The organism is Sulfuricurvum sp. MLSB, assembly GCF_000747095.1.
Lineage (GTDB): Bacteria > Campylobacterota > Campylobacteria > Campylobacterales > Sulfurimonadaceae > Sulfuricurvum.
Window position 1 is genome coordinate 79,993 of sequence record NZ_JQGL01000015.1, and the last position, 23,903, is coordinate 103,895.

General features: G+C 50.2%; 25 protein-coding genes. 3 read left to right on the forward strand and 22 right to left on the reverse strand.

The window, feature by feature from the left end:
- Nucleotide 1: 1 nt before the first annotated feature.
- Both JU82_RS01995 and JU82_RS02000 read right to left on the reverse strand, forming a co-directional pair.
- Complete coding sequence (locus JU82_RS01995) at nt 2-1,195, reverse strand: TolC family protein (RefSeq protein ID WP_037945916.1); 1,194 nt, start codon at nt 1,193-1,195, stop codon at nt 2-4.
- Nucleotides 1,192-1,548 carry a PepSY domain-containing protein gene (locus JU82_RS02000; RefSeq protein WP_037945919.1) on the reverse strand — a complete coding sequence of 119 codons (357 nt, stop codon included), beginning with the start codon at nt 1,546-1,548 and terminating at the stop codon, nt 1,192-1,194. Before JU82_RS02000 ends, JU82_RS01995 begins: the two co-directional genes overlap by 4 nt.
- Before the next feature lie 142 nt (nt 1,549-1,690).
- Between JU82_RS02000 and JU82_RS02005 the strand changes: the two genes are divergently transcribed.
- Nucleotides 1,691-3,595, forward strand: coding sequence for an LTA synthase family protein (locus JU82_RS02005; protein WP_037945921.1), 1,905 nt, complete (start codon nt 1,691-1,693; stop codon nt 3,593-3,595).
- 8 nt (nt 3,596-3,603) lie between these two features.
- Here JU82_RS02005 and JU82_RS02010 read toward each other — a convergent pair whose 3' ends face one another.
- The 19 genes from JU82_RS02010 to JU82_RS02100 form a co-directional block, all read right to left on the reverse strand.
- A complete protein-coding gene (locus JU82_RS02010; protein WP_037945923.1) occupies nt 3,604-4,689 on the reverse strand; it encodes a methyl-accepting chemotaxis protein in 1,086 nt (361 codons plus the stop codon).
- 154 nt (nt 4,690-4,843) lie between these two features.
- Nucleotides 4,844-5,233: a 30S ribosomal protein S9 gene (gene rpsI / locus JU82_RS02015; protein ID WP_037945925.1), complete on the reverse strand. Its 390-nt coding sequence runs from the start codon at nt 5,231-5,233 to the stop codon at nt 4,844-4,846.
- 9 nt (nt 5,234-5,242) lie between these two features.
- Nucleotides 5,243-5,665 (reverse strand): 50S ribosomal protein L13, encoded by a 423-nt coding sequence (gene rplM, locus JU82_RS02020; protein WP_037945926.1) that lies wholly within the window; start codon nt 5,663-5,665, stop codon nt 5,243-5,245.
- Nucleotides 5,666-5,746: 81 nt separating this feature from the next.
- Nucleotides 5,747-8,449 carry a RecB-like helicase gene (locus tag JU82_RS02025; RefSeq protein WP_037945928.1) on the reverse strand — a complete coding sequence of 901 codons (2,703 nt, stop codon included), beginning with the start codon at nt 8,447-8,449 and terminating at the stop codon, nt 5,747-5,749.
- Nucleotides 8,439-10,793 (reverse strand): PD-(D/E)XK nuclease family protein, encoded by a 2,355-nt coding sequence (locus JU82_RS02030; protein WP_037945930.1) that lies wholly within the window; start codon nt 10,791-10,793, stop codon nt 8,439-8,441. Before JU82_RS02030 ends, JU82_RS02025 begins: the two co-directional genes overlap by 11 nt.
- Nucleotides 10,793-11,299, reverse strand: coding sequence for a FixH family protein (locus JU82_RS02035; RefSeq protein WP_037945932.1), 507 nt, complete (start codon nt 11,297-11,299; stop codon nt 10,793-10,795). The genes JU82_RS02030 and JU82_RS02035 overlap by 1 nt, the downstream gene beginning before the upstream one ends.
- A complete protein-coding gene (locus tag JU82_RS02040) occupies nt 11,292-11,990 on the reverse strand; it encodes a hypothetical protein (protein ID WP_037945934.1) in 699 nt (232 codons plus the stop codon). Before JU82_RS02040 ends, JU82_RS02035 begins: the two co-directional genes overlap by 8 nt.
- Before the next feature lie 122 nt (nt 11,991-12,112).
- The gene (locus tag JU82_RS02045) at nt 12,113-12,319 is read right to left on the reverse strand and encodes a DUF4006 family protein (RefSeq protein WP_037945936.1); all 207 of its coding nucleotides are present in this window, start codon (nt 12,317-12,319) and stop codon (nt 12,113-12,115) included.
- 10 nt (nt 12,320-12,329) lie between these two features.
- Nucleotides 12,330-13,241 carry a c-type cytochrome gene (locus JU82_RS02050; protein WP_037945938.1) on the reverse strand — a complete coding sequence of 304 codons (912 nt, stop codon included), beginning with the start codon at nt 13,239-13,241 and terminating at the stop codon, nt 12,330-12,332.
- Nucleotides 13,241-13,456 carry a cytochrome c oxidase, cbb3-type, CcoQ subunit gene (locus JU82_RS02055; RefSeq protein WP_037945940.1) on the reverse strand — a complete coding sequence of 72 codons (216 nt, stop codon included), beginning with the start codon at nt 13,454-13,456 and terminating at the stop codon, nt 13,241-13,243. The genes JU82_RS02050 and JU82_RS02055 overlap by 1 nt, the downstream gene beginning before the upstream one ends.
- Nucleotides 13,457-13,466: 10 nt before the next feature.
- Complete coding sequence (ccoO, locus tag JU82_RS02060; RefSeq protein ID WP_037945942.1) at nt 13,467-14,159, reverse strand: cytochrome-c oxidase, cbb3-type subunit II; 693 nt, start codon at nt 14,157-14,159, stop codon at nt 13,467-13,469.
- 13 nt (nt 14,160-14,172) lie between these two features.
- Nucleotides 14,173-15,654 carry a cytochrome-c oxidase, cbb3-type subunit I gene (gene ccoN, locus JU82_RS02065; protein WP_037945944.1) on the reverse strand — a complete coding sequence of 494 codons (1,482 nt, stop codon included), beginning with the start codon at nt 15,652-15,654 and terminating at the stop codon, nt 14,173-14,175.
- Between the two features lie 292 nt (nt 15,655-15,946).
- Nucleotides 15,947-17,074, reverse strand: a complete 1,128-nt coding sequence (carA, locus tag JU82_RS02070; protein WP_037945946.1) for a glutamine-hydrolyzing carbamoyl-phosphate synthase small subunit — start codon at nt 17,072-17,074, stop codon at nt 15,947-15,949.
- Nucleotides 17,074-17,625, reverse strand: coding sequence for a DUF507 family protein (locus JU82_RS02075; protein ID WP_037945950.1), 552 nt, complete (start codon nt 17,623-17,625; stop codon nt 17,074-17,076). The genes carA and JU82_RS02075 overlap by 1 nt, the downstream gene beginning before the upstream one ends.
- A 73-nt stretch (nt 17,626-17,698) precedes the next feature.
- The gene (locus tag JU82_RS02080; protein ID WP_037945953.1) at nt 17,699-18,223 is read right to left on the reverse strand and encodes a MotE family protein; all 525 of its coding nucleotides are present in this window, start codon (nt 18,221-18,223) and stop codon (nt 17,699-17,701) included.
- The gene (locus tag JU82_RS02085; RefSeq protein WP_037945955.1) at nt 18,223-18,642 is read right to left on the reverse strand and encodes a flagellar export protein FliJ; all 420 of its coding nucleotides are present in this window, start codon (nt 18,640-18,642) and stop codon (nt 18,223-18,225) included. Before JU82_RS02085 ends, JU82_RS02080 begins: the two co-directional genes overlap by 1 nt.
- 21 nt (nt 18,643-18,663) lie before the next feature.
- A complete protein-coding gene (locus tag JU82_RS02090) occupies nt 18,664-19,911 on the reverse strand; it encodes an adenylosuccinate synthase (RefSeq protein WP_037945958.1) in 1,248 nt (415 codons plus the stop codon).
- Between the two features lie 13 nt (nt 19,912-19,924).
- Nucleotides 19,925-20,770, reverse strand: a complete 846-nt coding sequence (locus JU82_RS02095; RefSeq protein WP_037945960.1) for an ATP phosphoribosyltransferase regulatory subunit — start codon at nt 20,768-20,770, stop codon at nt 19,925-19,927.
- A 5-nt stretch (nt 20,771-20,775) separates the two neighbouring features.
- Entirely contained in the window at nt 20,776-21,879 is a 1,104-nt protein-coding gene (locus JU82_RS02100) for an alanine--glyoxylate aminotransferase family protein (protein WP_037945962.1), read from the reverse strand.
- Between the two features lie 74 nt (nt 21,880-21,953).
- On the opposite strand from JU82_RS02100, the gene JU82_RS02105 reads away from it, so the two are divergent.
- Complete coding sequence (locus tag JU82_RS02105) at nt 21,954-22,772, forward strand: undecaprenyl-diphosphate phosphatase (protein WP_294892003.1); 819 nt, start codon at nt 21,954-21,956, stop codon at nt 22,770-22,772.
- Here the strand turns inward: JU82_RS02105 and rdgB are convergent.
- Nucleotides 22,745-23,371 (reverse strand): RdgB/HAM1 family non-canonical purine NTP pyrophosphatase, encoded by a 627-nt coding sequence (gene rdgB / locus JU82_RS02110; protein WP_037945966.1) that lies wholly within the window; start codon nt 23,369-23,371, stop codon nt 22,745-22,747. The two genes, JU82_RS02105 and rdgB, sit on opposite strands and share 28 nt — an antisense overlap.
- A gap of 101 nt (nt 23,372-23,472) precedes the next feature.
- Between rdgB and JU82_RS02115 the strand changes: the two genes are divergently transcribed.
- The coding region (locus tag JU82_RS02115) for an MFS transporter (RefSeq protein WP_037945967.1) at nt 23,473-23,903 on the forward strand (431 nt) is incomplete at its 3' end.

A 23,903-nucleotide genomic window follows, 5' to 3' on the forward strand; every position in this document is an offset into this window, starting at 1 on the left:
CTCATTCCCATATTCTCCCCAATTTCTCTTCGGTTTTCGCCATTTCGTCGACGTAATCGCGTTTGAGCCGCAATGTCTCGATCTGTGCGGCATAAAAACGGTTTTTTGTTTCCAAATATTCGAAGAGGCCCGTAATGCCCCCTTCGAATCCTTTGTGCGCCATTTGGTACAGCGCTTCGTATTGCTTTTGATTCGATTGGGATTCATCGATTAACTGCCGCATCCCCTCGAGTTGCCGAAACGATTGCTCAAGGGCAACGCGCAGTTTTTGTTCCGAAAGGGCTTTTTGCTCTCCCAAAGCGCTACGCGTCGACATCAACGCGGCAATCCGGCGCTCATTTTTGTCTCCGAAAGACAAAGGGATGCTGACCCGCAAATCGACGCTGTGCTGCGTAGGCTCCTGTGTCATCCCTACGCCGATCCCTACCGTTTCGACATACGAACGGCGCAGCGTTTCGATCTGGCGGTTCAGTTCTTCCTGCGCCAAGGCAAAATTTTCCAGCACCGGCGAGTTCTTGAGCATCCGCTCCGTGTCGGGGGAAGAAAGAAACCGAAACGGCATATCGTCCACTCTGATTTCACCTTGCAACAGCGTCATTTCTTTCAGGATGCCTTGATGTTTCTGATACGCGATCCGCGCTTCTTCTGCCTCTTTTCGGGCGGTGCGCTGTTCCGTCTCGAAACGGGCAAGCTCCATCTGCGAGATTCTGCCGGCCTGATGTTTTTTCAGTGACATCGCATACGCTTTTTTGGCCGATTCGTATTTTTGGCCGTACAGTTCAGCTTCTTCCCGGGCAAGCTCGCCTAGCAGATATTCGTGTTTGAGGCTGCTTTGGAGAAGTCCTTTGTGAAGTGTTTCACTCCCCGCAGCCGTTTTGATTGCCGCATCGAACTCTGCGCTTTTCGCTTCTTTGACCCACGGATTTTTGGCGCTGAATCCGACCATGACCCCATATTCCGTTCCGTCTCCGCTTTGTTCGTCGGCGCGGATGCGGCGCGTCGACCCTTCCAGTGTAATCGGTTCGGCGGCAGCGTAAGCGCCTTTTTCATGACGAAGCGCCTGTTGCTTCCCTTGGGATTCGCTTTTTTGAAGCGAATGCTCGTATGCCGCCCGGCTCAGGTCGTCGAACGTCATCGCCGAACACAGCGCAGGCAGGAGTATCGCTGCGGCCAATGCGGAACGTGATCGTTTCATAAACGCTCTTCTTGGTGGACGATACGGCCATCACTCGGGTCAACAAAAAGCTTGAACGCTTTGTTACTATCGTCATAGCCCCATCCGACATACAGCAGATTGGAAGCGATGTCTGTCAACATCAGCCGCTCAATCCGCCACCCTTGCGCGGAGAGTTTTGTCTTGACCTCATCGCATTTCAAAGGGGCTAGTCTTTGCAGTTCCTGATGAATGCGCATTTTCTGAACCGGATGGTTTTTATGATTTCCGAAAACGGCAAGATTATGGATCGGCTGAGGAACCTTTACCGACGAATCGATCTGAGCGAAAGCCAGCGAACAAAACACCGTGAGCATCAACATACTTTTTTTCATGAGAGTCTCCTAAACTAGTAATGCAATCATAATCTTCCCGCATGAGAAAATCATTAGAACCGTTTCGAATCTCTGCTTCCATGTTAAAGTATTAGCTATTTTTATGTTATAACTTTAAATCTTAACATCAGGAATACCTCTTTTGCCTATTCTCAAAGAACTACTCAAACTTTATATACTCTTCATCATTCTCTTTTTTCTTGGGCGGTTAGGGCTTTATGTCCTCTATTTTGACCGCCTTGGCGATATGACGCTGGCCGAATCGCTGCTGAGTTTTGTGTACGGGCTTAAACTCGATACGATGGCCGTATCCATTATTCTTGTCATACCCGCGCTGGTCCTTTCAATGATTCCGCGCGCTTTTGCGCGTTTCGGGAAACGTTTCATCAACGGCTATGTTCTCGTGTTTTTGCTCCTTGCCCTTTTTGTTGAAAACGCGACGTTCCCTTTTGTCGCGCAATATGACGTCCGTCCCAACTATCTGTTCATCGAATACCTCACCTATCCTCAGGAAGTCGGTTCGATGATTCTCAAAGAGTACCCGTTCCATCTGATAGCGGCGACTGTCATGATGGCGCTTGCGGCATGGGGCTATCTTCGTTACGCTCCCCTGCGGCTGGAAGAAGCGATGCAGACTCCGCAATGGCATCGGCTCCTCCTCCTTTTCCCCATTCTTCTGGTGCTGTTCATCGGTATCCGCTCCTCGTTCGGCCACCGCCCGGCCAACATCTCCGACGCGCTCTACAGTACGAACCGCATGGCCAACGAAATCGCTAAAAACTCCCTATACAGCGTCGGTTATGCCTATAAAAGCTATACGCAGGAAGCGAACATCGTCAAACGGTACGGGAAGATGGATCTAAAAGAAGCCTACGCGCGCGTTTCCGCACAGCTGAATATCCCGATCGGCGGAGAACTCCCCTTCAACCGTGCGGAACCGACCCGTTTTCCCGCAAAAGAGCCTAAAAACCTCGTTATTTTTATCCAAGAATCTATGGGTTCCCAATTCGTCGGGTTTAGCGGAGGAGATGCAACGATTACCCCGAACATGGAAAAGCTCTCGCATGAAGGACTTGCCTTTACCAACCTCTACAGCAACGGTACCCGCAGTATTCGGGGGCTTTCAGGGATGACATCGGGATGGCTCCCGCTCGCGGGTGAAGAGGTCGTCAAACGGAACAAATCCCAAAACGACTTTTTTACCGTCGCTTCGCTGCTCAAACCGCTGGGATACAAATCCAGCTTCATTTACGGGGGCGAGGGACGTTTCGACAACATGCGCGGTTGGTATCTTGGGAACGGGTTTGACGAAGTGATCGAACAAAAAGATTATAAAAATCCCACCTTCGTCAGCACATGGGGAGTCAGCGATGAAGATCTGGTAATCAAAGCCAATGAAAAATTCAAAGCCCATGCCGCCAAAGGGGAAAAATTTGTCAGTGTACTGTTTTCAAGTTCGAACCATTCCCCGTTCGAACTTCCCGAAGGGAAAATAGAATTTATCCCGGGCAAACCCAAATACGGGGTCGAAAACGCGGTCAAGTATGCCGATTTCGCGATCGGAAGATTGTTTGAACTGGCCAGAAAAGAGAGTTATTATAAAAATACCGTGTTTGTCGTCGTATCCGACCACAACGTCCGGGTCTACGGTGATGACGTCGTTCCGGTGAATATGTTTCACATTCCCGCACTCATCGTCGCTGAGGGAATCAAGCCCCAGACCTTTGATCGTCTGGCTACGCAGCCTGATGTATTGGCCACGGCGCTCGATCTGATCGGCACAGACCTCACCCACCCTGTATTAGGCCATTCGATCTTCAGCGACGCCAAGCGAGAGGTTTCACTGATGATGTTCAACGATACGTTCGCGCTGCGCGATCACAATACCGTTGCCGTCATACAGCCGAACAAATCGCCCGAAACGTTCACGTATGAGCAAGAACGCCTCAAGCCGGCTCCCCATAATGCGGAACTGGAAAAAGACGTCTTGGCGTTCATCACCGTTTTGGACGACATGTACAACAAAAAACTTTTTCGTGCCCGCTGATACCTCTTCTAATTTTTGATCGAATTCAGTAGGGTTTCAAACGCCGACTTGCTCGAGCGTTCGACATTTTTCATAATGTCGACCCCTTGATTCAAGTCCTCGCCTTTGGCAAAAATATCGATTGCCGATTTGATCCCCTGATGCACCGTTTTATGGTGTTGCTCGATCTCGCTCATCGCTTTATGGTCATGCACCAGTACATTTTTGATCGAACCGTACCATTGGCCGAATCGGCAGCCCGTTTCATCCGGAATCGTCGTATGCCGTTTGGATACCAGCGATTCATACGCTTCCAGTTTAAGCAAGATGTGATCGATTTTTCCGTTGGTGACGTGGATATTGTCCGCCACGATTTTTGATTTTTTGGAAATCAGATGGGCATTATCGCCGACCTGAGTCAAACGCTCTTCAAAATCGCTCAACGTACCGATCGCACCGCGTGCCTCTTGTGAAAACACCTCACTCGTATCCATCATCCCCGATGAGCTTTGTTTCAGAACGTTGATGTTGACTTCGACTTCAAGCGTTGCTTTCTGGGTTCGTTCGGCAAGCTTGCGCACCTCATCCGCAACGACGGCAAACCCTCTGCCGTGTTCTCCCGCCCGCGCGGCTTCGATCGCGGCATTCAGCGCAAGAAGATTGGTTTGGTCTGAGATGTCTTTGATCAGGTTGATAATTTCCGAGATCGATTGGACGTTGTTGTTGAGGCTTTGGGCCTCCCCCTGTAAACTTCCGGTAAGTTCTTCGATCTTTTGCATCGACGTCATGACGTCTTCGGTTTTGGCCGATATCTCTCCCGCTTTGGTTGTCGTGATTTCGTTGAGATGATTCAGCTCATCAAGGTTGGCAACGTTTTGCGTTACGTTGTTCTGGACAAAACGCATACCGTCCTCATAGGCTTCGAGCAGCACATTGTACAGTTCGACTATCGCCTGAGCTTTGGCATGAGATCCTCTCTCGTCTTCGACGCTGCTGCGTAAAACCGATAACTCGCTGCCAAGCTGTGCATTCTGTTGGCGGAGTTCATTTAACTGTTGGCGCAAAGCCGCATTGTCAGCTTCCAATTTTTCGATTTTGGCATGATTGAAAAACATAACTTCCCTTGATTTTTTTTATTACAGGAGGATAATATTCTTACCGTGCTGACGGAACACTTAAATGAGAGATTAAACAAAATAACGGGAAAGATTTAATACGGATAAAGAAGAAGAAAAAAGTGTTTCCCTCCCAAAGGAGAGAACAAAACGATTAACGTTTTGAGAACTGCGGAGAACGGCGCGCTTTGCGTTTACCCGGTTTCTTACGTTCAACAACACGTGAGTCACGTGTAAGCATGCCGAACGGTTTGAGGATAGCACGGAATGAAGGATCAAACGTACAAAGAGCACGTGAGATACCGTGGCGAAGCGCATCGGCTTGACCAGAGAATCCACCGCCGACGGTTGTCGCGTTGATATCTACTGATGTGTCTTGTTTTGTCAATGAAAGCGGTTGGGTAACACGCAATTTTTTTGCTTCAAGACCACCCAGCCATGCGTCGAGTGAAAGACCGTTTACAGTGATTTTACCTGTACCCGGAGCAAGCCATACTTTAGCGATCGAAGTTTTTCTTCTGCCGGTTGCATACGTTTTTGCCATCGTTTATCCTTACTTAGCGATCTGTGCAGAGTGTGGGTGTTCAGCACCTGCATAGACTTTGAGTTTTTTCAACATCGCACGACCCAATTTTGTTTTAGGAAGCATACCGCGAGCTGCAAGTTTGAAAACTTTTTCTGGGTTAGTAGCCAAAAGTTCTGTAAATTTTTCACTTTTTACGTTACCGAAGTAACCTGTGTGACGGTGATACGTTTTAGTAGCCGCTTTGCCGCCACCGTTGATAACCGCTTTTTCAGCGTTAATGATAACAACGAAGTCACCACAGTCGATATTTGGGGTAAAATAAGGTTTGTCTTTACCGCGAAGACGAGTAGCAACATCCGTCATGATACGACCGAACGTTTTCCCTTCCGCATCGATCAAAACCCATTTACGTTCGATTTGCTCAGGTGAAGCAATTTTAGTAAATTTCATCTTGAGTCTCCTTTTAAAGTCTCTATAAATAGTGGCGCAATTGTACCTGTTTAGTCTTATAATCTGCTTAAATTAAGTTTTTTATAAGCACTCTTCCCATTCGATCCCGCTGCTAAGAAGGTAACACAGGTAGCCTCTCACTTTTTCGCCGCTCAACGATGCGACCGCGTCGATATAGCGCTGAACCTGGGCGCGGTGTTTGCCTTCCTCTTCCCGACCTGATTTGTAGTCAATGACAATCCACCCCTCTTTGCCGCGCACCAGCAAGTCGATGACATGGATCGATCCGCGATAGCGGAGTATCTGTTCTTTGCGCCGTTCCCCCTGCGACAAAGCCAAAAAGGTCGGATCCTGCATCAACCGCTCAACCCGACCCCCGATCTCTTCGATCCCTCCGGATCTCAGCACCGCACCGTAGCGGTTTCGAGCCGATTCAAGCGCGCTGCCGAGTGCAGCCGCGGAAAAGTCGCCCATCATCTCCAGCGTATAGTGCAGCGCTGTCCCGAACTGCACGGCGGCATAGTCGTGCGCCGCCTCTTTGGGGGCCGCGATCGTCTCTTCCTGCCGTCCGAAGCGGCTGGCGCGGTAGATCAACGGTTTTGGGGCTTGGAGCACTTTCGCGTGCGCGTGCGAGCACCGCAATTGCCCCCATTCCGCCGCACACAGCTCCAACGGCTCAAACCACGACCCCTTCTCCTTGGCAATGACGCTCAGCGATTCGACCGCACGGGTCAGGGCGACATACAGTGCGTTGAGGCGGTCTTCCTCCGCCGCTTTTTTCTCTTTGGCCAGCGCCTCGGCATACAGGGGATCAAGCGATTCGCGGTCTTTGATCCGATAAAAAAGGGTGTTCAGACGCGCTCCGTCGTATTCGTACACGATCGGATCGTTTTTGGCGCGCGGCTTGCCAAGTTGATCCAGAACGATCACGTGTTCGAACTCCAGCCCCTTGGATTTATGGACCGTCATGATCCGTATCCCGCGTAAATCGCTCTGCGGCGAAGCGGTTTCAAGCCGGTCGATCTCAAACACGACCGCTTCGATATCGCGGTAAGTGCGCAACGCTTCCACAAACAGCAAAGCACTTTTATCGGCGATGTCGTAACGCCGGATAAACGCGATAGCCGCCTTTACCGGATCGGCAACCTCCGTGCGGTCAATTTCGTCCGGCGAAACGCCCAGAAGCGCGGCACAGTTGAAACGGTAAATCGCCGCATCGAAATAGCCATAGCGCAGGTATTCGATGATCGAACGGACACTCCGCTGCGATGTCAGGCGCGCCGTCGTTTCGGTAACCACTTCGTACCCAAGATGCGTCAGATGTTCCTCCACCGCACTCCCGTCGTTATTCGTCACCGTCAATACGGCTATCTCTTCGGGTGCGGCACCGTTGTCGATCAATGCGGCAACGGTGCGTTCGAGCGATTCCAGCGGCTCGGCGCTGATCCCCACCTGTACGTATCCGCCGGAGAGTTTCTCGGGACTTTGCTGGGGGGTATAATTGGCGATTTTCCCCTCGAAAGTCCGATTCACAAACTCCACGATCGACCTGCGCGAGCGGTAATTGACCCGAAGCGGCTCGATACGGACGTCAAAAAGATCGGCGACCTGGTGAAACAGTGCGCTCACCCCGCCGCGAAAACGGTAAATCGACTGCTTGACGTCTCCGACAAAGAAAAAACTCCCCTTCTCTTTCACCCCCGTCCCGGCGCGAAGCTCTTCGATCAGCGGCCGAAGTATGTCGAACTGGATTACGCTCGTATCCTGAAACTCGTCCAGCAGCAGATGTTTCAGATGCGAGTCAAGGCGGAAATAAAGAAACTCGCTTTCCAGCTTTTCCCGCAGCAGCGTATGCACGCTCAATGTGATATCGTCAAACGAAAGTTCGTTGCTCTGGACCGCCATCGTACGGCGGCTCTTGATATAAAGCTTCAAAAGGGTAAAAAGCTCTTTGAAATAGAGCGCTTCACGGCGGCGGAAATGGTGCAGCACCGCGTGCTGAATCTTTTCCAGCAGGGTATCCATCTGCGGCTCGTACCCTTTTTTGAACACCCAGTAGTTCATGCTCGGCTGATAGAGCCATGTTTTTTTCAGAAGCTGTTCGAAACTCTCGATCTCAACGGCTTTGTTGGCCGTATCGCTCAGCCCCTTGCTGTGAACGAGGGTTTTGAGCTCTTTTGCCGCATCCATCGCCTGCGCGATCCGCTCCTCACTCACCGCTGCCGTATCAAACGCGTCCATATCGAACTCTTTGTGTTTGGCATACAGCTGTGAGAGCAAGGCGAACAGCGCGCTCAGACGCTTATCGCTCAAAATCGAAAGGTGCACCAGCGCATGATCCGCATTCGACACCTCAACCTCATTCAAAAAGCGCTCCAGAAGTTTCACTTCGTGATGGTTCTGGGTCGTTTTAAACGTCGGCATGATCCCGGCGTTGAGGGCAAATTTGCGCAAAATGCGCCCGAAAAATTTATCGATCGTTGAAATCTGCACATCGGCGTGCAAAAAACGGCGCAGCACATCCGAACGCCGCGAGAGAATCTCCTCGCGGCTCAAGCCGCACACGTCGGCAATGGCGTCAAGTTCTCCCCGTTCATGCAGATGCTCCAGCGTCTGCACCATTCGATCCAGCATCTCGTTGGCCGCTTTGTTCGTAAACGTCAGTGCAACGATGGAGCGGGGGTCCTCCCCCATAAACAGCAGGCTCAGGTATCGGACGACAAGGTTGAAGGTCTTGCCGCTCCCGGCGCTCGCCTCATAGGCCAAAAACGGTTCAAACGCCACGCATCGCCTCCCGATGGCACAGATAGACATAGGGGCAGTTGCGACAGCGGCTCAGATCGTCACACATCTCCCATTCCCATCCCTTTTGGGACGCCATCGTTTTCAATATCTCCCGAAGTTTCTCGTTTTTGGCCTCCAAAAACTGTTCGCGCTTCAATTCGCCGCGGTTCAAATCGTAATAGCCGCATCCCGCGACCTCCCCCAGCGAGGAAACCAGAAACGCATAGACGCTGAGCTGATAATCGGTATCCTCTTCTTTGGGTTCCTTGTCGACGTCAGGGTATTTGCCGCTCTTGTAATCGATGACTTCAAACTTCCCCTCTTTCACATCGATACGGTCGACCCGTCCGACAAGGGTGATCCCCTCGACCAGCGCGGTAAGCTCTTTTTCACGGTGCGCTACTCGCCACCCTTCTTGAAACCGTTCGGCCTCATGACGGTAAAAATCATCCAGTTTTTCAAGCCACAGCCGTTTCATATGGCGCTGCAGAGGATCGTCTCCCCGGGAATCTTCCCATTGCGCTTCAAGCGCTTTTTTAATCTGTGCGGGCGTCTCATAATGATCCTGCCGGCCGTAAACCGATTCGAGTGATGCGTGCAGTACGTTCCCTATGTCCCGTTCTTCCGAAAGATCCCTCGGAAGCTCATGCGGCGAGAGATGCAGCAGGTAGCGGTAGTAAAATTGTCTGCGGCACGTGAGGAAACTTTTGAGTGAACTTGCCGAAAGGGGATGCGCGGTGAAATCGTATTCGCCGGTGCAGTGTTCGGTATTGCGCGGACGTTCTGTTTTAGGACGAAACAGCGCCTCTTCGTATCGGTACTGCGCGCTGCGCATCGGGATCTTCATCTGCAGCAAAAACCGCGACGGGACGGTTTCGGTATTTTGGACGCATCCGATCGCCACTTTGCGCGCACGGCTAAAAAGCATCGCGTAGTAGTGCTTTTGCAGCGATTCGCGGTCATTCGCCGTCGGCAATCCGGCGTATTTTCGGGTTTGGGTATTCAAGAAAAGATCTTTGTCGCTTTTGTGCGGGACATACCCTTCGTTGAAATCGACGACAATAACCCCATCATATGCCACGCCGCGTGTTTCCAGCAGCCCCATGACGGTAATTTTTCCTCCCCGGACATCATCGATGCTGCGATTGCGCAGACGATTCATGAACATCCGCAAAACGCTTTTGAAATCAAGAGTTTCGAGCGCTTCGGCCAAATGGGAAAACTGCTGCAATTCGTCGCGGACGATCTCAGCCGACGCCTCTTCCGTCTCCTCCGTCACGATTAGCTGCAAAAACGCTTCAAGCTGACTAAGGCGAAACGGCTTCGGATAATGCTCTCTGACCCAGTCGATTTTTGCCGAAGAAACATTGCGTATCCGTGCACGGTTCAAGACGTTTGCCTCGTCCAGATAGAGCATAATGCCCTCTATTTCACGGTAAAGGGCGGTGTTGTCAAACCCTTCTCCCATCGCAAAGTTAAAATTCCCTTCATCGTCAAACGCCCGTAAAAGCGGCGCAAACGACTCATCGGGAAGTACAACTGCAATCCGCTCGGGAGCCATCCCCTCATGCGCAAACGCTTCAATCGTCGCTTTGATGAACCCGACTTGCGCCAGACGGTTTTGAAACACGTCGCATACCAAGTCCGTCGCATGCACCGAAGGAGATTCCCGAATCACGTCGCCAAGGCTGAACGAAAGCTCGTAGCAGTTCCCCTCCGCAATCGCAAACCCCATCTCTTCGAGCCGTGAACTCATTTTCCGGTTGTAGGCGGTGGCGTTGTAGGTGATCGTCAGGGGAACGCTACGGGAGCATTCACGCAATATCTCTATTTCGCGGCGGCTCAAATACCCTTCGACCTCGATCCGCACCGAATCAAAATGGTTCAGAAATCCGGTATCGATTCGACGCGTTTCGGAAGCGAAAATAGGGTCATTCCATCCGTTGCGTTCGCATATGGCGCGATAACGGCTCCGAAGGTGGATCAAGATCGCGATATGCTCTTCGTATTCGCCGTAGACATCCACTTCCTGAAGCGTTTCGACCTTGACCTGCTCGGAAGAAAGCTCTTCGAAAAAGCGGAAAATGTATTGGGCGTTTTGGATAAAACTGAAGAAATTGCGTTCGATGTTCAACGCGGAAAACGCCTTGAAATCAGAAGCTTCGTACAGTGCGAGCAGACGTAGATCGTCATCCGGAGTGATCAGCCCTTCGGCATAGGCGCAGCGGTTTAAAAACTCCCCCATGCTCATGTAATGAGGAAGCATCCCCTCCTGTGCGGAATCCAGCGCATTTCGGATGCACCGCGACGTAGGATAGACGATGCATTCTCGCTGCAAGGTCATTAAAATTCGAAGGTGTTGGCGTTGCGGGTATCGGCTTTAAGATTGTAGTAACGTTGGTCGTTCCCGACACTTATTTTGGCCAGGATATCCCATCGTCCCGCTTTGGGAAGATCGACGGCATTGAAGGTGTACTTGCCGTTCTCAACCGAAGGATTTGCAAGCTCGATATTGAAATCGGTGTTGTCAGGGCGCGTCAACACGACGTCGACTTTGGCATCATTGATGCTTTTGCCCTCTTTGTCGGTCACTTCATACGCTATGACCGTCCCTTTTTCGCTGATCCCTTGCGAGACAAACGCTACCGAATATTTTTGGTCGAACGCTATTTTGGCATTAATGATGTCGTTGACGTTGGCGTCGTAGGAATGGTAGTTCTGCATCCCGTAATCGGACATCTGCACCGGATTGTTCAAAGCCACTTTAATCGTAACGACACACGCTGCGATGATCCCCGCAATGGATAAGGCAATGATAATCGGCCATTTCGTGCCGGGATTTTTAAACATTATCGTCCTTCTTACGAAAATATTTCCCGCGAACATAAAGAATAATCGCGTAAAGAATAATACCGTAAAAAATCACCCGTAAAATATTGATAAAATTTTTGCTTCCGCTTCCGGCGGACGAACTTAAGGTTGCCCCTTTGTGTGCCGCAATCTGTTCGGCAACATCGGCATAGCCGTTAAACATCGCCACCGAATATTTGGAGACGATATCGTCCCCTTTGGCACGCTCGGCCAAAATAGGCAAAATGGTGCCTCCCCGATTGGCGATCAATTCCTTGGCTTCGTCGTAACTGCGGGCAAACATGACCGCACTCACTACCGCACCGATGAACGTTGCGTTGGGGCTGAGAACCTGTTGTTTGTTAAAATGCTCATATAAAGAGACGGGACGAGCCAGAATGTCCACTTTTTGTTTCAGCTCAATAAACGTCATGATGACGGCAGGCTCATCCAATTCACCGGCAAGTTTCTTTTCGAACTCGGCAATTGTTTGATTCTCTTCCAAATCACGTACCATGACCAAATACAGCGACACGCCGGTTTTGGCTTTCAGCTCGGCTCCGATTGAATTGATTTGCTGGGCAAAATTGGGGTTTTTAACAACGTCGTCTTTATATAAATATTCTGCGTTAAGAGAGAGTGCGGAGAATACGATGAAGGTGAGGGCCGCCAGCCCTCGCGAGAGTAACAAAGCGCTACCCTTACCCGACGAAGAGGTGATTAGGTGTAACCACCGCCCACAGCGTTACCGCTGCGGAAATCACTAATGTCCAAGTGATGAGTTTATCCATGATACTTGCCATTCCAAACTCCTTACTTGACTTCGACCCGATGAGCAGCATTTTCGGTGCTGATCATCTTGATCTCTTTTTCGTTTTCAATTTTGTAGAAATTGGCTGCATTGTTTTGTTGCGCACCAAGACCCAAAACCGTGAGGAATACAAGGATAGAAAGCAACAAAACCGTTGCGATCAACATCCCGGTGATACCGTCCAATGCAAAAATACTACGATTTTCCATGAGACTCTCCTTATTTACTGAGGTCGGTGACATAGGCACCAAGCGCTTTGACTTGAACTTCAGTCAAGTTGTTGAATGCAGGCATTGCACCGATTGCACCTTTTTTACCGTGTTTGAGAACATCGGCTACCAACGTCGGGTTGAAGTCTGCGATGCTTGGCGCAACCATCTCCATACCTTTACCGTCAGGTCCGTGACATGCCGCACACGTTCCTGCGAATACGTCAGCACCTTCCGTGCCTTTCATCCCGCCGGCAACGTATTTAGCAACCGCATCGATTTCCGCATCGGTAATCAACGCGTTGGTGTTCATGTTCATCAAACCGTTACGATCCGGCATAGGCGCTGGGTAACCGAGCATCCCTTGACCGTTATTGATAACGTGTTTGATTGTTTTTTCTTCAAGACGTACGGTAAGGTTCGCCGCTTTACCGTCGATACCGTCCGCTTGAAGACCGTGACACGGCGCACATTGAACGATAAAGATTGATCCGCCCATCTCTTTGAGGGTCTCTTCGTCCATATTGGCGTGTTGTGCTTCAAATTTAGCGTCATGTGCCGCTACGTCTTCGTTGTATTCACCGATTTGTGAGTACGCGTTAACAGGATAACCGGCAAGGAAATACCAGATAGCCCAAATGTTCAGACCCAGGAAAATAACCGCCCAACCGAAAGGAAGTTCGTTTTTATATTCCCCGATGCCATCCCAGTTTTCATCTGCAAGTTTACCGCTTGCTTTGTCCGTTTGCATTTGACGGATGTATTTCAATGCTACGAAAATTGCGATTGTAGCTGTTGCTACCGCACCGAGCATTGCCAATTTGTTGACGATGTCATCACCCATTTGTCCGCCGGCGATTACCCAGGTAAGGCCGAGCAGTGCAGCAACGAAGACAACACCGAATACCATCAACTTATTCATTATGGCTCCTTCTTATTTATCTCATCGTTTTTCGAGATTTCTTCGACAGGCTTGTCAGTAATCTCATCATGTAGCGCGATGTTTCCGTACTTTTCATAATCGCGCTTCCCTTTCCACTGCGAGCTGTAGAGGTGGTAGATATACGCATAAAGCACTACCACCAACAACGCCGTGAAGAAAAAGTACGCATAAGCTTGAATCGTACCGATATCCACGCACTGCCCCTTATTTCAAGCTGTTCATATACGCGATAAGCGCTACGATTTCAGGAATCTGACCCGCAGCTACCGCATCTTTAACATCTTGGTCTTTCATGTCCGCCGCAATCGCTTTTGCTTCTTCAAGAGCATCAGCGTGTGCTTCTTCCAATGTTGCTGCCAATTTGACTGTCGATTTTGAACCGTCAGCCATCGGGATTTCAGCATTGTAAGGAACTGCAAACACTTTATTAACCGTTACTTGCTCAGCATATGCAGTATCGATGTCTGCAGTGTTTTTGAACAACCAGCGATATGCCGGCATGATTGAACCCGGAACAACCGCTGCAGGATCTTTCATGTGGTTTTCATGCCAATCTGTCGTACGGTAGTTTCCTACACGCATAAGATCCGGACCTGTACGTTTTGAACCCCAAAGGAATGGGCGGTCATACGCATATTCACCGCTCAAGCTGTAGTGACCGTAACGGTCAGTTTCAGATTTGAACGGGCGAACCAATTGTGAGTGACATGCGTTACAGCTGTTTTTGATGTAAACATGACGACCGGCAAGTTCCAGCGTGCTGTACGGCTTAGTGCCGACAACCGGCTGAGAAGCCTGTGCAAAGTTTGGCAGAATCTCGATAAGACCTGCGAACGAAATAACGACAAAGACAGCTACCGCGAAAAAGAACGGGTGTTTTTCTAACCAGTGAAACATTTTCCCCTCCTTATTAGGCGCCCATCGGCGATGCGTTTTGAAGTTCACTCTCTTCAACACGGCGAGAGCTTGTCATTGTTTTGTACATGTTGTACGCAAACAAGAACATACCTACGAGATACAATGTTCCACCAACCGCACGGATTGTGAAATACGGGTGCAATACAGAAACCGTATCGATGAATGAGTAAGCAAGGTTACCGAACTCATCGTGCGCACGCCACATCATACCTTGTGTAATACCTGCGATCCACATAGAAGTGAAGTACAGAACAACACCAAGCGTTTGAACCCAGAATTGTGTGTTCATCAACGATTTAGAGTAAATCTCACGTTTGAATACACGTGGAGCCATATGGAACAATGCAGCCATGATCATGAATGCAACCCATCCAAGAACACCGTCATGCACGTGACCGACGATCCAGTCTGTAAAGTGAGCCAACGCATTGACCGATTTGATCGCTTGGATCGGACCTTCAAGAGTCGAGAACATGTAGAACGTAGACGCGAGGATCATGAATTTGATCAACGGGCTAGCCGCTACTTGCTGCCATTCACCTTTCATGGTCAAAAGCATGTTGATTGCAGAACCCCATGACGGGAGAATCAATACAACCGAGAAAACAGAACCCATAGTCTGCATCCAGTCAGGTACAGTCGAGTAGATCAAGTGGTGTCCGCCCGCCCAAAGGTAAACAAACATCAGACCCCAGAATGCAAGAAGAGACAATTTATACGAATAAACCGCTTGTCCCGACTCTTTTGGGAGGAAGTAGTAGATCATCGCAACGATGGGAACAGTAAACCCGAACGCAACCGCGTTGTGTCCGTACCACCATTGTACCAATGCATCATTGGTTCCGGCATACATAGAAACCGAGTGATACCAGTCACCGATTCCGCCAGATGCGAAATACGTAGGAATCGCCATGTTGTTGAACAGGTAAAGCATTGCAATACCGAGGAATGTAGCGATGTAATACCAGATAGAGATGTACAGTGATTTTTCACGGCGGATACCGATCAAACCGAAAAGTCCCATACCCCAAAGTACCCATACGACAACTACCGCGATATCGATAGGCCATTCGAACTCAGCATACTCTTTAGAGGTAGTGATACCCATCAAAAGTGAGCCGACAACAGCAACAACTACCAGCATATAAAGCCAGAAGTGCAATTTACCGAGGAACATCAAAAATTTTGATTCTGCCATCGATACTTTCAAGACACGTTGACCTACATAATACCATGTAGCCCAAATACCACTCAGGGTAAACCCGAAAATTACGGCATCTGTGTGCAACGGACGAAGACGGCTGAAGTTGGTGTATTCTGCCAACCCTTCACCCAACATCGTATTAACAGCCGGAAATGCCATTTCCCACGCCAAAATAACGCCGACAAGCATCCCGACAATACCGAGTACAACAGTTGTAAGCATAAACATCTTAGCGACCGTGTAATCATACTCCAATGGACGATTATCCATTTACGACCTCCTTAAAGATTCAAAGCATAAGAGCCTATTAGGGCACCCCTAAGAATCGAAACACCGATTTTTAGGGGTGCCCTTAACACTTTTGTAACAAAAGTAGGCTATTAGACACTCTAATGATAGCAATCGCAGTATTTAAGGAATCTTAAATTTTTAAAGGTTTTGCGCCATATCAAAACTTAACGATAATTTTAAGGTTTTCTACAGAATAAGGAGAAGAAAAGTAACACATACAGAAAAATACGGGGGAAACAAGGAGGGTTTCGGGTTTCCCCGAAACGAAGAATCAACGCTGGATAAGTTGAAGAAAGTCGTTAAAAATAGAACGGCTCTCTTTTGGACCCGGGCTTGATTCGGGGTGATGCTGCACCGAAAAGACGGGGCCGGTTTTATAGCGGAGCCCTTCGATCGTATTGTCAAAGAGATTGATATGGGTCACTTCCGCAATCTCACGCACCGATTCGGGAACATTGTAGTTATGGTTTTGTGCCGTAATTTCGACCATTCCCGTTTTCACGTTCTTGACCGGGTGGTTTCCGCCGTGGTGGCCGAACTTCAACTTATGGGTGTCATAGCCGTGCGCGATGCTGAGCAGCTGATGCCCCAAACAGATTCCGCAAATCGGCACTTTGCGGGCGATCAGCTTTTTGATCTCTTCTTGCTCTTTTTTCAGTACCAGAGGATCTCCCGGACCGTTTGAGAGGAATACACCGTCGATTTCACCCGATTCATAACGCTTGATCAAGTCGTCGCCGTTAAAGGTATTGGGGAGTACTTCAACGTCGAAGCCTGCTTCGGTGAGTTCGTTGAGAATATTGCGTTTGATACCGAAATCGATAGCGGCAAGGCGCGCTTTCGGCGCGGGAGCGTCGTTATAGCGGAATGTTACCGGATCGTATGCGCCGTCGCGGTGCTTATACGCGGTTTTGGTACTGACCTCTTGGATGTAATTGATCTCTTCGATGCGGGGAGAGCTTTCAAGAAGTTTTTTCAACTCCTCTTTGTTGCTCACTTCGGTCGATGCGATCATCATCATCGCACCCTCGGTGCGGAGCATTTTGGTGATGTAGCGCGTATCGATATCGCAGATACCGATGATTCCGTGTTTTTCCAGAAACGTATGCAACGCTTCTTCAGCACGAAAATTCGAATAACGTTTCTGATACTGGCGGACAATGATCCCTTTGCAGTGGGCGGAAGCGCTTTCCATATCTTCGTCATTGACTCCGACGTTGCCGATTTCGGGCATTGTGAACGTGACGAACTGTCCCGCGTACGACGGGTCGGTAATTATCTCCTGATACCCGCTCATAGAGGTGTTGAATACGATCTCCCCTACTGCAGTCGTATCGGCACCGAAACTTTTTCCCTGAAGATACGTCCCGTTCTCGAGATAAACCCAAACATCACGCATTATGCTATCCCCCTTCGCACCAGTTCTTCTTTATAAAGCTTGTCATAAACGATCTCATACTCATCCGTTCCCGGGATAAGATGACGTTTGTAGCTTTTGATTTTTTGGAATACCGCCGATTCGATTTCGCTCGTGTCGGCAATTGACGCGGTGATCGCATCGTAAATGACGTTTTTGATCCGGTTTTCGCTGACATCGTAATGGATCAGATCCTCTTCATACAGCGCATCCAGAATCTGGTGAGCGATATCGGAGTAGCGGTCTTCGTACGAAAGGATAACGCCGAATTCGGGAGCCAATTTCTTTTTGATCATAAAGAAAAGCTGACGTTCGTCGGCAAGGTAAAAATCGATCTGCTCTTCGTTGGCGTTCACGATCTCTTTGACTTTTTCTTCGAGTGCGATCTCTTTTTTGATATTGGCAGCCAATATGGATTCCGCTTCTTTTGCGGCACTTTCCAGCCCTTTTGTCATCGTGACCAGCCCGCTGCGGCTTAGATCAACGGCGATACGCGTTGCGATATGGGGTACGTGTGTCAGTGAAACCTTCATTGCCTGCCCTGAGTGAAATTTTTGCCATTTTACTCAAAAACACCTCTAAAATGGCTTAGACGTTTTTCTGAGATTACGGCTTCGGTTCAGGAATCTGTTTTAGTTTCGCCGTAATTTCTGATCCTTTTTGGGGTTCCATTTTGGCGAGAATCTGCCCGGTTACTTTGGTGTTAAGGGTGCTCATAATGGCGGCCGCCTCATCCGCCGACATCTGCGACAGTATCTGCGCCGATGCGGCCGGCTTCATTTTGGCAAAGGTCTGCGATACTCTGTCGGATTTAAGCTGTTTGATCTCGTCGAGCACTTTTTTATTCTCGTCGAGCATCTTTTTCACCGAAGCCTCTCTGGCTTTGATTTCGGACAGCTTTTGATCGACTTTGGTGTCTTTGCCTTTGATCATCACCTCTTTTTTCCGCAGCAGATCTTCGGTTGCCCGCTTAAGCGCATCGAGCGACTGGCGCTGTTCGTCAATCCGTTCCAGCTCGGACAGCAACTCGTTTTTACGGTCTTCGAAAATTTTCGTACACTCGTACGACTTCGTGTTTTGCGCTGCGCTCATGGCCGCCGTGCTCAGCAGTAATATCCAAAATAGTCTCATCACATTTCTCTTTTGTAGGTTATTGTTCCGATTTCATCAAGCATTTTAGCTTCTTGGGCTTTTATTTTTTTGATCTGCGCGTTCACTTCCTGAACTTCCAGATAGCTGAACTTCTCAAAATCGATTCGGGACGCGTGAAACCGTTCCCGCATTTTCTGCTGCTTTTCTTCTGCGCGCTCGAGCATTTCCTTGCATCTCTCGATAGTATCGTGTTGAGTCTGTATCATCATGTTGGCCTGGGAAAGTTCGCGGATGGATCCGCTTTGGGGCAAATGGAGTGAGGCAAGGGCCTGATAGGCCGTGTTGAGGCGGTCGCTCGCACCGGCGACTTCGTTGTTCGCCGCGATGAGGGCTCGTTCGGCTTCGTCCAAACTCTTTTTTTTGAGTTTTACCAGAGGCTCGTAACGCGATTTTCCCATAACGGCTCCTCTTTGCGGTTATTATAGCGTAATGGTATCGTTCCGGTCGGGCGATGTCGAGATCATGCCGATTTTTGTTCCGGTGTACTCTTCAAGCGCTTTGAGATACTCCTGCGCTTCTTTTGGAAGCGCGCTGAACTCACGGACACCGACCGTGCTTTTCCAGCCCGGGAATGTTTTATAGACCGCTTTGACGTTTTCAAGATCAAGCGGAAGATAATCGATCACTTCGCCGCCTACTTCGTATCCGACGCACACCTGAATTTCGTCGAATCCGTCCAGTACATCCAGTTTCATAATGGCGAGTTCGTCACATCCGTTCAACCGGCTCGCATAGCGGCACGCAACCGCATCGAACCAGCCGCAGCGGCGCGGGCGTCCCGTCGTCGTACCGAATTCATGCCCCTGCACTCTAAGACGCTCGCCGATTTCGCCGTGATCTTCCGTCGGGAACGGACCGTTACCGACGCGGGTGCAGTAGGCTTTGACGATCCCGGTCACTTTGCCGATGTCTTTAGGATTGATCCCCAGACCCGTACACGCTCCCGCCGAAATCGTCGATGAGCTGGTGACATAGGGATAGGTGCCGTGGTCGATGTCGAGCATCGTCCCCTGCGCCCCTTCGAGGAGGATCTTTTTCCCCTCATCCATCATTCTCCACGCCATCTGCGTCGTATTGGCCAAAAACGGAACCAGTTTTTCGGCGTAGCCGTTCAATTCGGCCACCAGTTCTTCGCGCGAAGGCAACTCGATCGCCAGTGCTTCGAAAATGGCTTTGTTTTGAGCGAAATACTCCATCACGCGTGACGTCAACGCTTCTACGTCGCGCAGTTCACCCAGACGAAATCCGGCACGGGCGATTTTTTCGCTGTACGCAGGTCCGATACCTCGGCCTGTCGTACCGATCGCTTTTTCGCCGCGAAGTTTTTCTTTGGCCTGATCAATAAGGGTATGAAACGTCAGGATCATGTGTGCCGATTCGCTCACGAACAAGCGCCCCAACAGATTGTCGAACTGTTTCATCTCTTTGATCAGCGCTTCGGGGGAGACGACGACGCCGTTTCCGATGATATTGACCGCTTTGGGATTCAAGATTCCTGAGGGGATCAGATGAAGCGCATGCGTTTTGCCGTCAACGACGATCGTATGTCCCGCATTGTGCCCCCCCTGATAACGGGCGACGACATCGTAGCGCTGCGCGAGCAAATCGACGATTTTCCCTTTCCCTTCGTCACCCCACTGGATACCGACAATTAAATCTGCTTTCATGTTTTTCCTATTTTTATTGATGTAATGCGTCGATCAACGCATCGGTATAAATCGCAAAACCGACCGAAACGGTCTCATCACTCTTGTAACGTCCGCCCATGGCATACGTCTCGTTTTTTTCGATAACCCGGAAAAAAAGTTCGTCGTAGTAGAGCATTTTGGCGTAATACAAAGGGGCAACGACGACATTGGCGTAATCCAGGTCAGCGCAGAGCTCTTTGATTTTGACCAGCTCGGACTTGATGGCATCGGGAACGACGGCGACGATCTCATCGATCTCGCGTGCGTGCTGAAGGTAGACCAAACGGGTCAGCCAATCGATCTTCAGCGATAAAAATTTCTCGATGTTGACGTGCCGGAAATCATCCAGATCAAGACCCAGCATCTCCGAAAGGATACGCGGAATATTGATGTTGGAGATTTGCAGCAGCGGCGAAATCTGAAGTTTTTTCAAAATCCGGGTCGCCTGCGTGAGCGCCGCCGAGAGATTGGTCTCATCGATGATTTCGACTCCGACCTGATACTGCTCGTGTGCCGGATAACGGTATACCGGCTGAATGTAAAACCATTTTTTGTGTTCGGTATTGCCGCCGAGGCGTTTGTTGACAATCCGGACCACATCGATCGTCGAATCGGCACGAAGGCTGATCGGATGATTCGCGCTGTCGTTGATCCGGATCAGTTCACGCTGATCGCAAACGCTCATATGCTGATGGTACGAAAAAAGCGGCGTCAGGATCTCTTCGAATCCGGCGTCGCTTAACAATTCGCTGGCCGTATTTTCGATGCGCCGTTTGGTTTTCGCGGTGCCGGCGAAATAGAGTTTCGAGCCTTCGGGGATTTCGTGTTCAAAAACCATAACGATCAAAGCCCGAAATAGACGGTGTTAAACACGCGGTTAGCGGTTCCGTCATACGCGCGGCGGCCCATTTTATCGAGAGCCAATTCCACCGCGTTAGCTGCCCAGCACGCTTCATACGGAGCAATCAGCCCCATGTGGTTGATACGGAAAATCGAATCTTTGATGTGATCTTGACCGCCCGCGACATTCACATCGAATGCTTTAAGAGTTGAACGGATTTTTTTCGCTTCCGCATCCCCTACCGTCGTCATCGAATCGGCTGGGCTTGTCGGATAGATGGAGAGACCGATTGCCATCATCGCTTCACGGGTCGCTTTCGCGCGGCGCGCCGTGTCGGCGTACAATTTATCGAGTCCCCCCTCCGCTTTGATACGGTTCAGCACCGATTCCAAACCGATGGTAATCGTCGTAGCCGCCGTCCATGCCGTCGTGTTTTTACGCTGATTTTTGATCTCGGTTGCGAGGTTGAAATAATACCCTTTGCCGCTTCCGATCTTCTCGATGGCGGCATTGGAAAGGCCCATGATTGCCAGTCCGGGAGGGAGCATCAACGCTTTTTGGCTTCCCGAGATCAGACAGTCGATATGGCTCACGTCGATTTTTTCGACGCCGACCGCCGTAATGCCGTCCGCAATCACCATGATCGAAGGGTTATGCGCTTTTACCGCCGCGGCGATGGCTTCAACGCTGTGGCGTAATCCGCCGGCACTTTCGCAGATTTGAAGTGCGATGGCATCGACGTCAGGGTTGGCGGCAAGGGCTGCTTTGACCTCTTCGACGGTCGCGGGGGTATCCCATTCGTGCTTGATCTCGACGTTCGCGATGCCGTGAGCCACGGCGATGCGGCCGAAACGCTCGCCGAATTTTCCCGAATTGATCGAGAGGAGTTTGGAGTGGGCCAGATTGATCACCGCCCCTTCCATTGCGCCGGTTCCTGAAGAGGCAAGCATCAGTACCTCATCCATCCCGAGCAGTTCGAACAACAATGCACGCGTCCGCTCGAAAATCGCTTCAAATTCGGGAGTACGGTGATGGAGTGTTTCGCCCGCCATTGCGATACGTACCGATTCGGGTACAGGGGTAGGACCGGGGGTAAAAAGTAACATGGAATCTATCCTTAGTCTGAGTGCAAAATAGCGATATTATAGCCAACGGGAAGTTAGGGGAGGTTTAAGGGGGGATGCTATGCTACAATTGCACCAAAAAAAAGAGAGTTTTTGTGACCTTATTTGACGCATTGATCCTTGGGGCCCTTGAGGGGGTTACTGAATTTCTTCCCATCTCTTCGACGGGACATCTGATCCTGGCTTCGCAACTTTTGGGATTGGAGCAGACCAATGCCCACAAAGCGTTTGAAGTCTCGATCCAGCTCGGAAGCATCCTCGCCGTATTGTTTTTGTATGCCCAGCGGCTTTTGCAGGACAAAATGCTCTGGCTCAAAATCGGTGTTGCTTTTTTGCCCGCCGGTGCCTTGGGATTTTTGTTTTACAAGCAGATCAAAGCCCTGTTCGGGGTTGAGACGGTGAGTATCATGCTGATTGCCGGGGGAATCGTCTTTCTCATTTTTGAGTATCTTCGCCGCAACAAGCCGATCGATGCGGGAAAAGATGTCTCCGAGCTCACCTTTAAAGAGGCCTTTACGATCGGTGTCTTTCAAAGCCTTTCGATGATCCCCGGAACCAGCCGTTCGGGTGCGACCCTCATCGGCGGATTGGTTATGGGGCTCAGCCGTAAAAGTGCGGCGGAATTTTCGTTTCTCCTCGCCATCCCCACGATGATCATCACTACCGCATACGATCTGCTCAAACACCGGAACGAAATGGTTGTGGATGACTATTTCATGCTCACGGTAGCGTTTATAACGGCATTTGTATTTGCCCTCGCTACGGTCAAGCTTTTCGTAGCCTTCGTCAGCCGCCACACGTTTACCCCGTTTGCGATTTACCGCATCGTCGTCGGATTAATATTCTTTTACTTCGTTGCTGCGCTCCCTGCGTAAGCACGTAGATATTTAATCTGATCGATCAAAATTTTTGCCAGTTCCAACGCTTTGGAACGGTGTGACAATCCTTTTTTAATATCATTGGAAAGTTCGCCCAAGGTTTGGCTATGGCCGGAAGGAATAAAAATCGGATCGTATCCGAATCCGTTTTCTCCTCGTAACTCCGTGATAACATCCCCGTGCATCCAACCGTGCACACAGCTCTCTCCTTCGCGGGAAACGATCGCAATCGCCGCCGTATAGTGGGCCGGGGAAGTGTGCAGACTTTTTGCTTTCAGCGCCTCAACCAGTTTCAAAAGATTATCCCGGTCAGTCGCATTTTCTCCGCCGTAACGGGCGCTGTAAATCCCCGGTTCTCCCCCCAGCGCATCGACGCTGATCCCGCTGTCATCGGCGATCACCACCGCGTTTTCATCCCCCAGCGCGGCATACACGGCGCGGGCTTTAATGAGGGCGTTCTCCTGAAACGTCGAACCGTCTTCGACGATCTCGAACCCTTCGATCAAATCAGTGTAGGGGTGTACCTGCCGATCATGCAGCAGTTCGATTATCTCGCGCACTTTTCCCTTATTGGACGTAGCCAAAACGACATTCATTCAGTATCCTTAGGTCAGACTTAGCAATCTTTGGTTCCATCGGCGCTTCATAAGCAGATGTATTATAATGACGGAAATTTTAGCTTATCCAAGGTCACAACGTGTTTAAAACGGTTTTCCCTCTTTCTGCGATTCTATCACTCCGATTTTTCGGTCTTTTTCTTGTTCTTCCCGTACTTTCGGTCTACGCACTCGATCTGGAGGGGGCCACGCCGTTCCTCGTCGGCGTCATCGTCGGCGGGTATGCCCTGACGCAGGCGATTTTTCAGGTCCCTTTCGGGACGATGAGCGATAAAATCGGCCGTAAGCCGACCCTTCTGATCGGATTGGTCATTTTCCTCGTCGGCTCGATCATCTGTGCTATCAGCACCGATATCTACATGCTGATGGCGGGGCGCTTTTTGCAGGGTGCCGGAGCGATCGGAGCGGTCATCCCCGCCATGATCAGCGATCTGGTTCACGAAGAATCGCGCGGCAAGGCGATGGCGCTGATGGGGGGAACGATTGCGATCAGCTTTGCGGCCGCGATGGC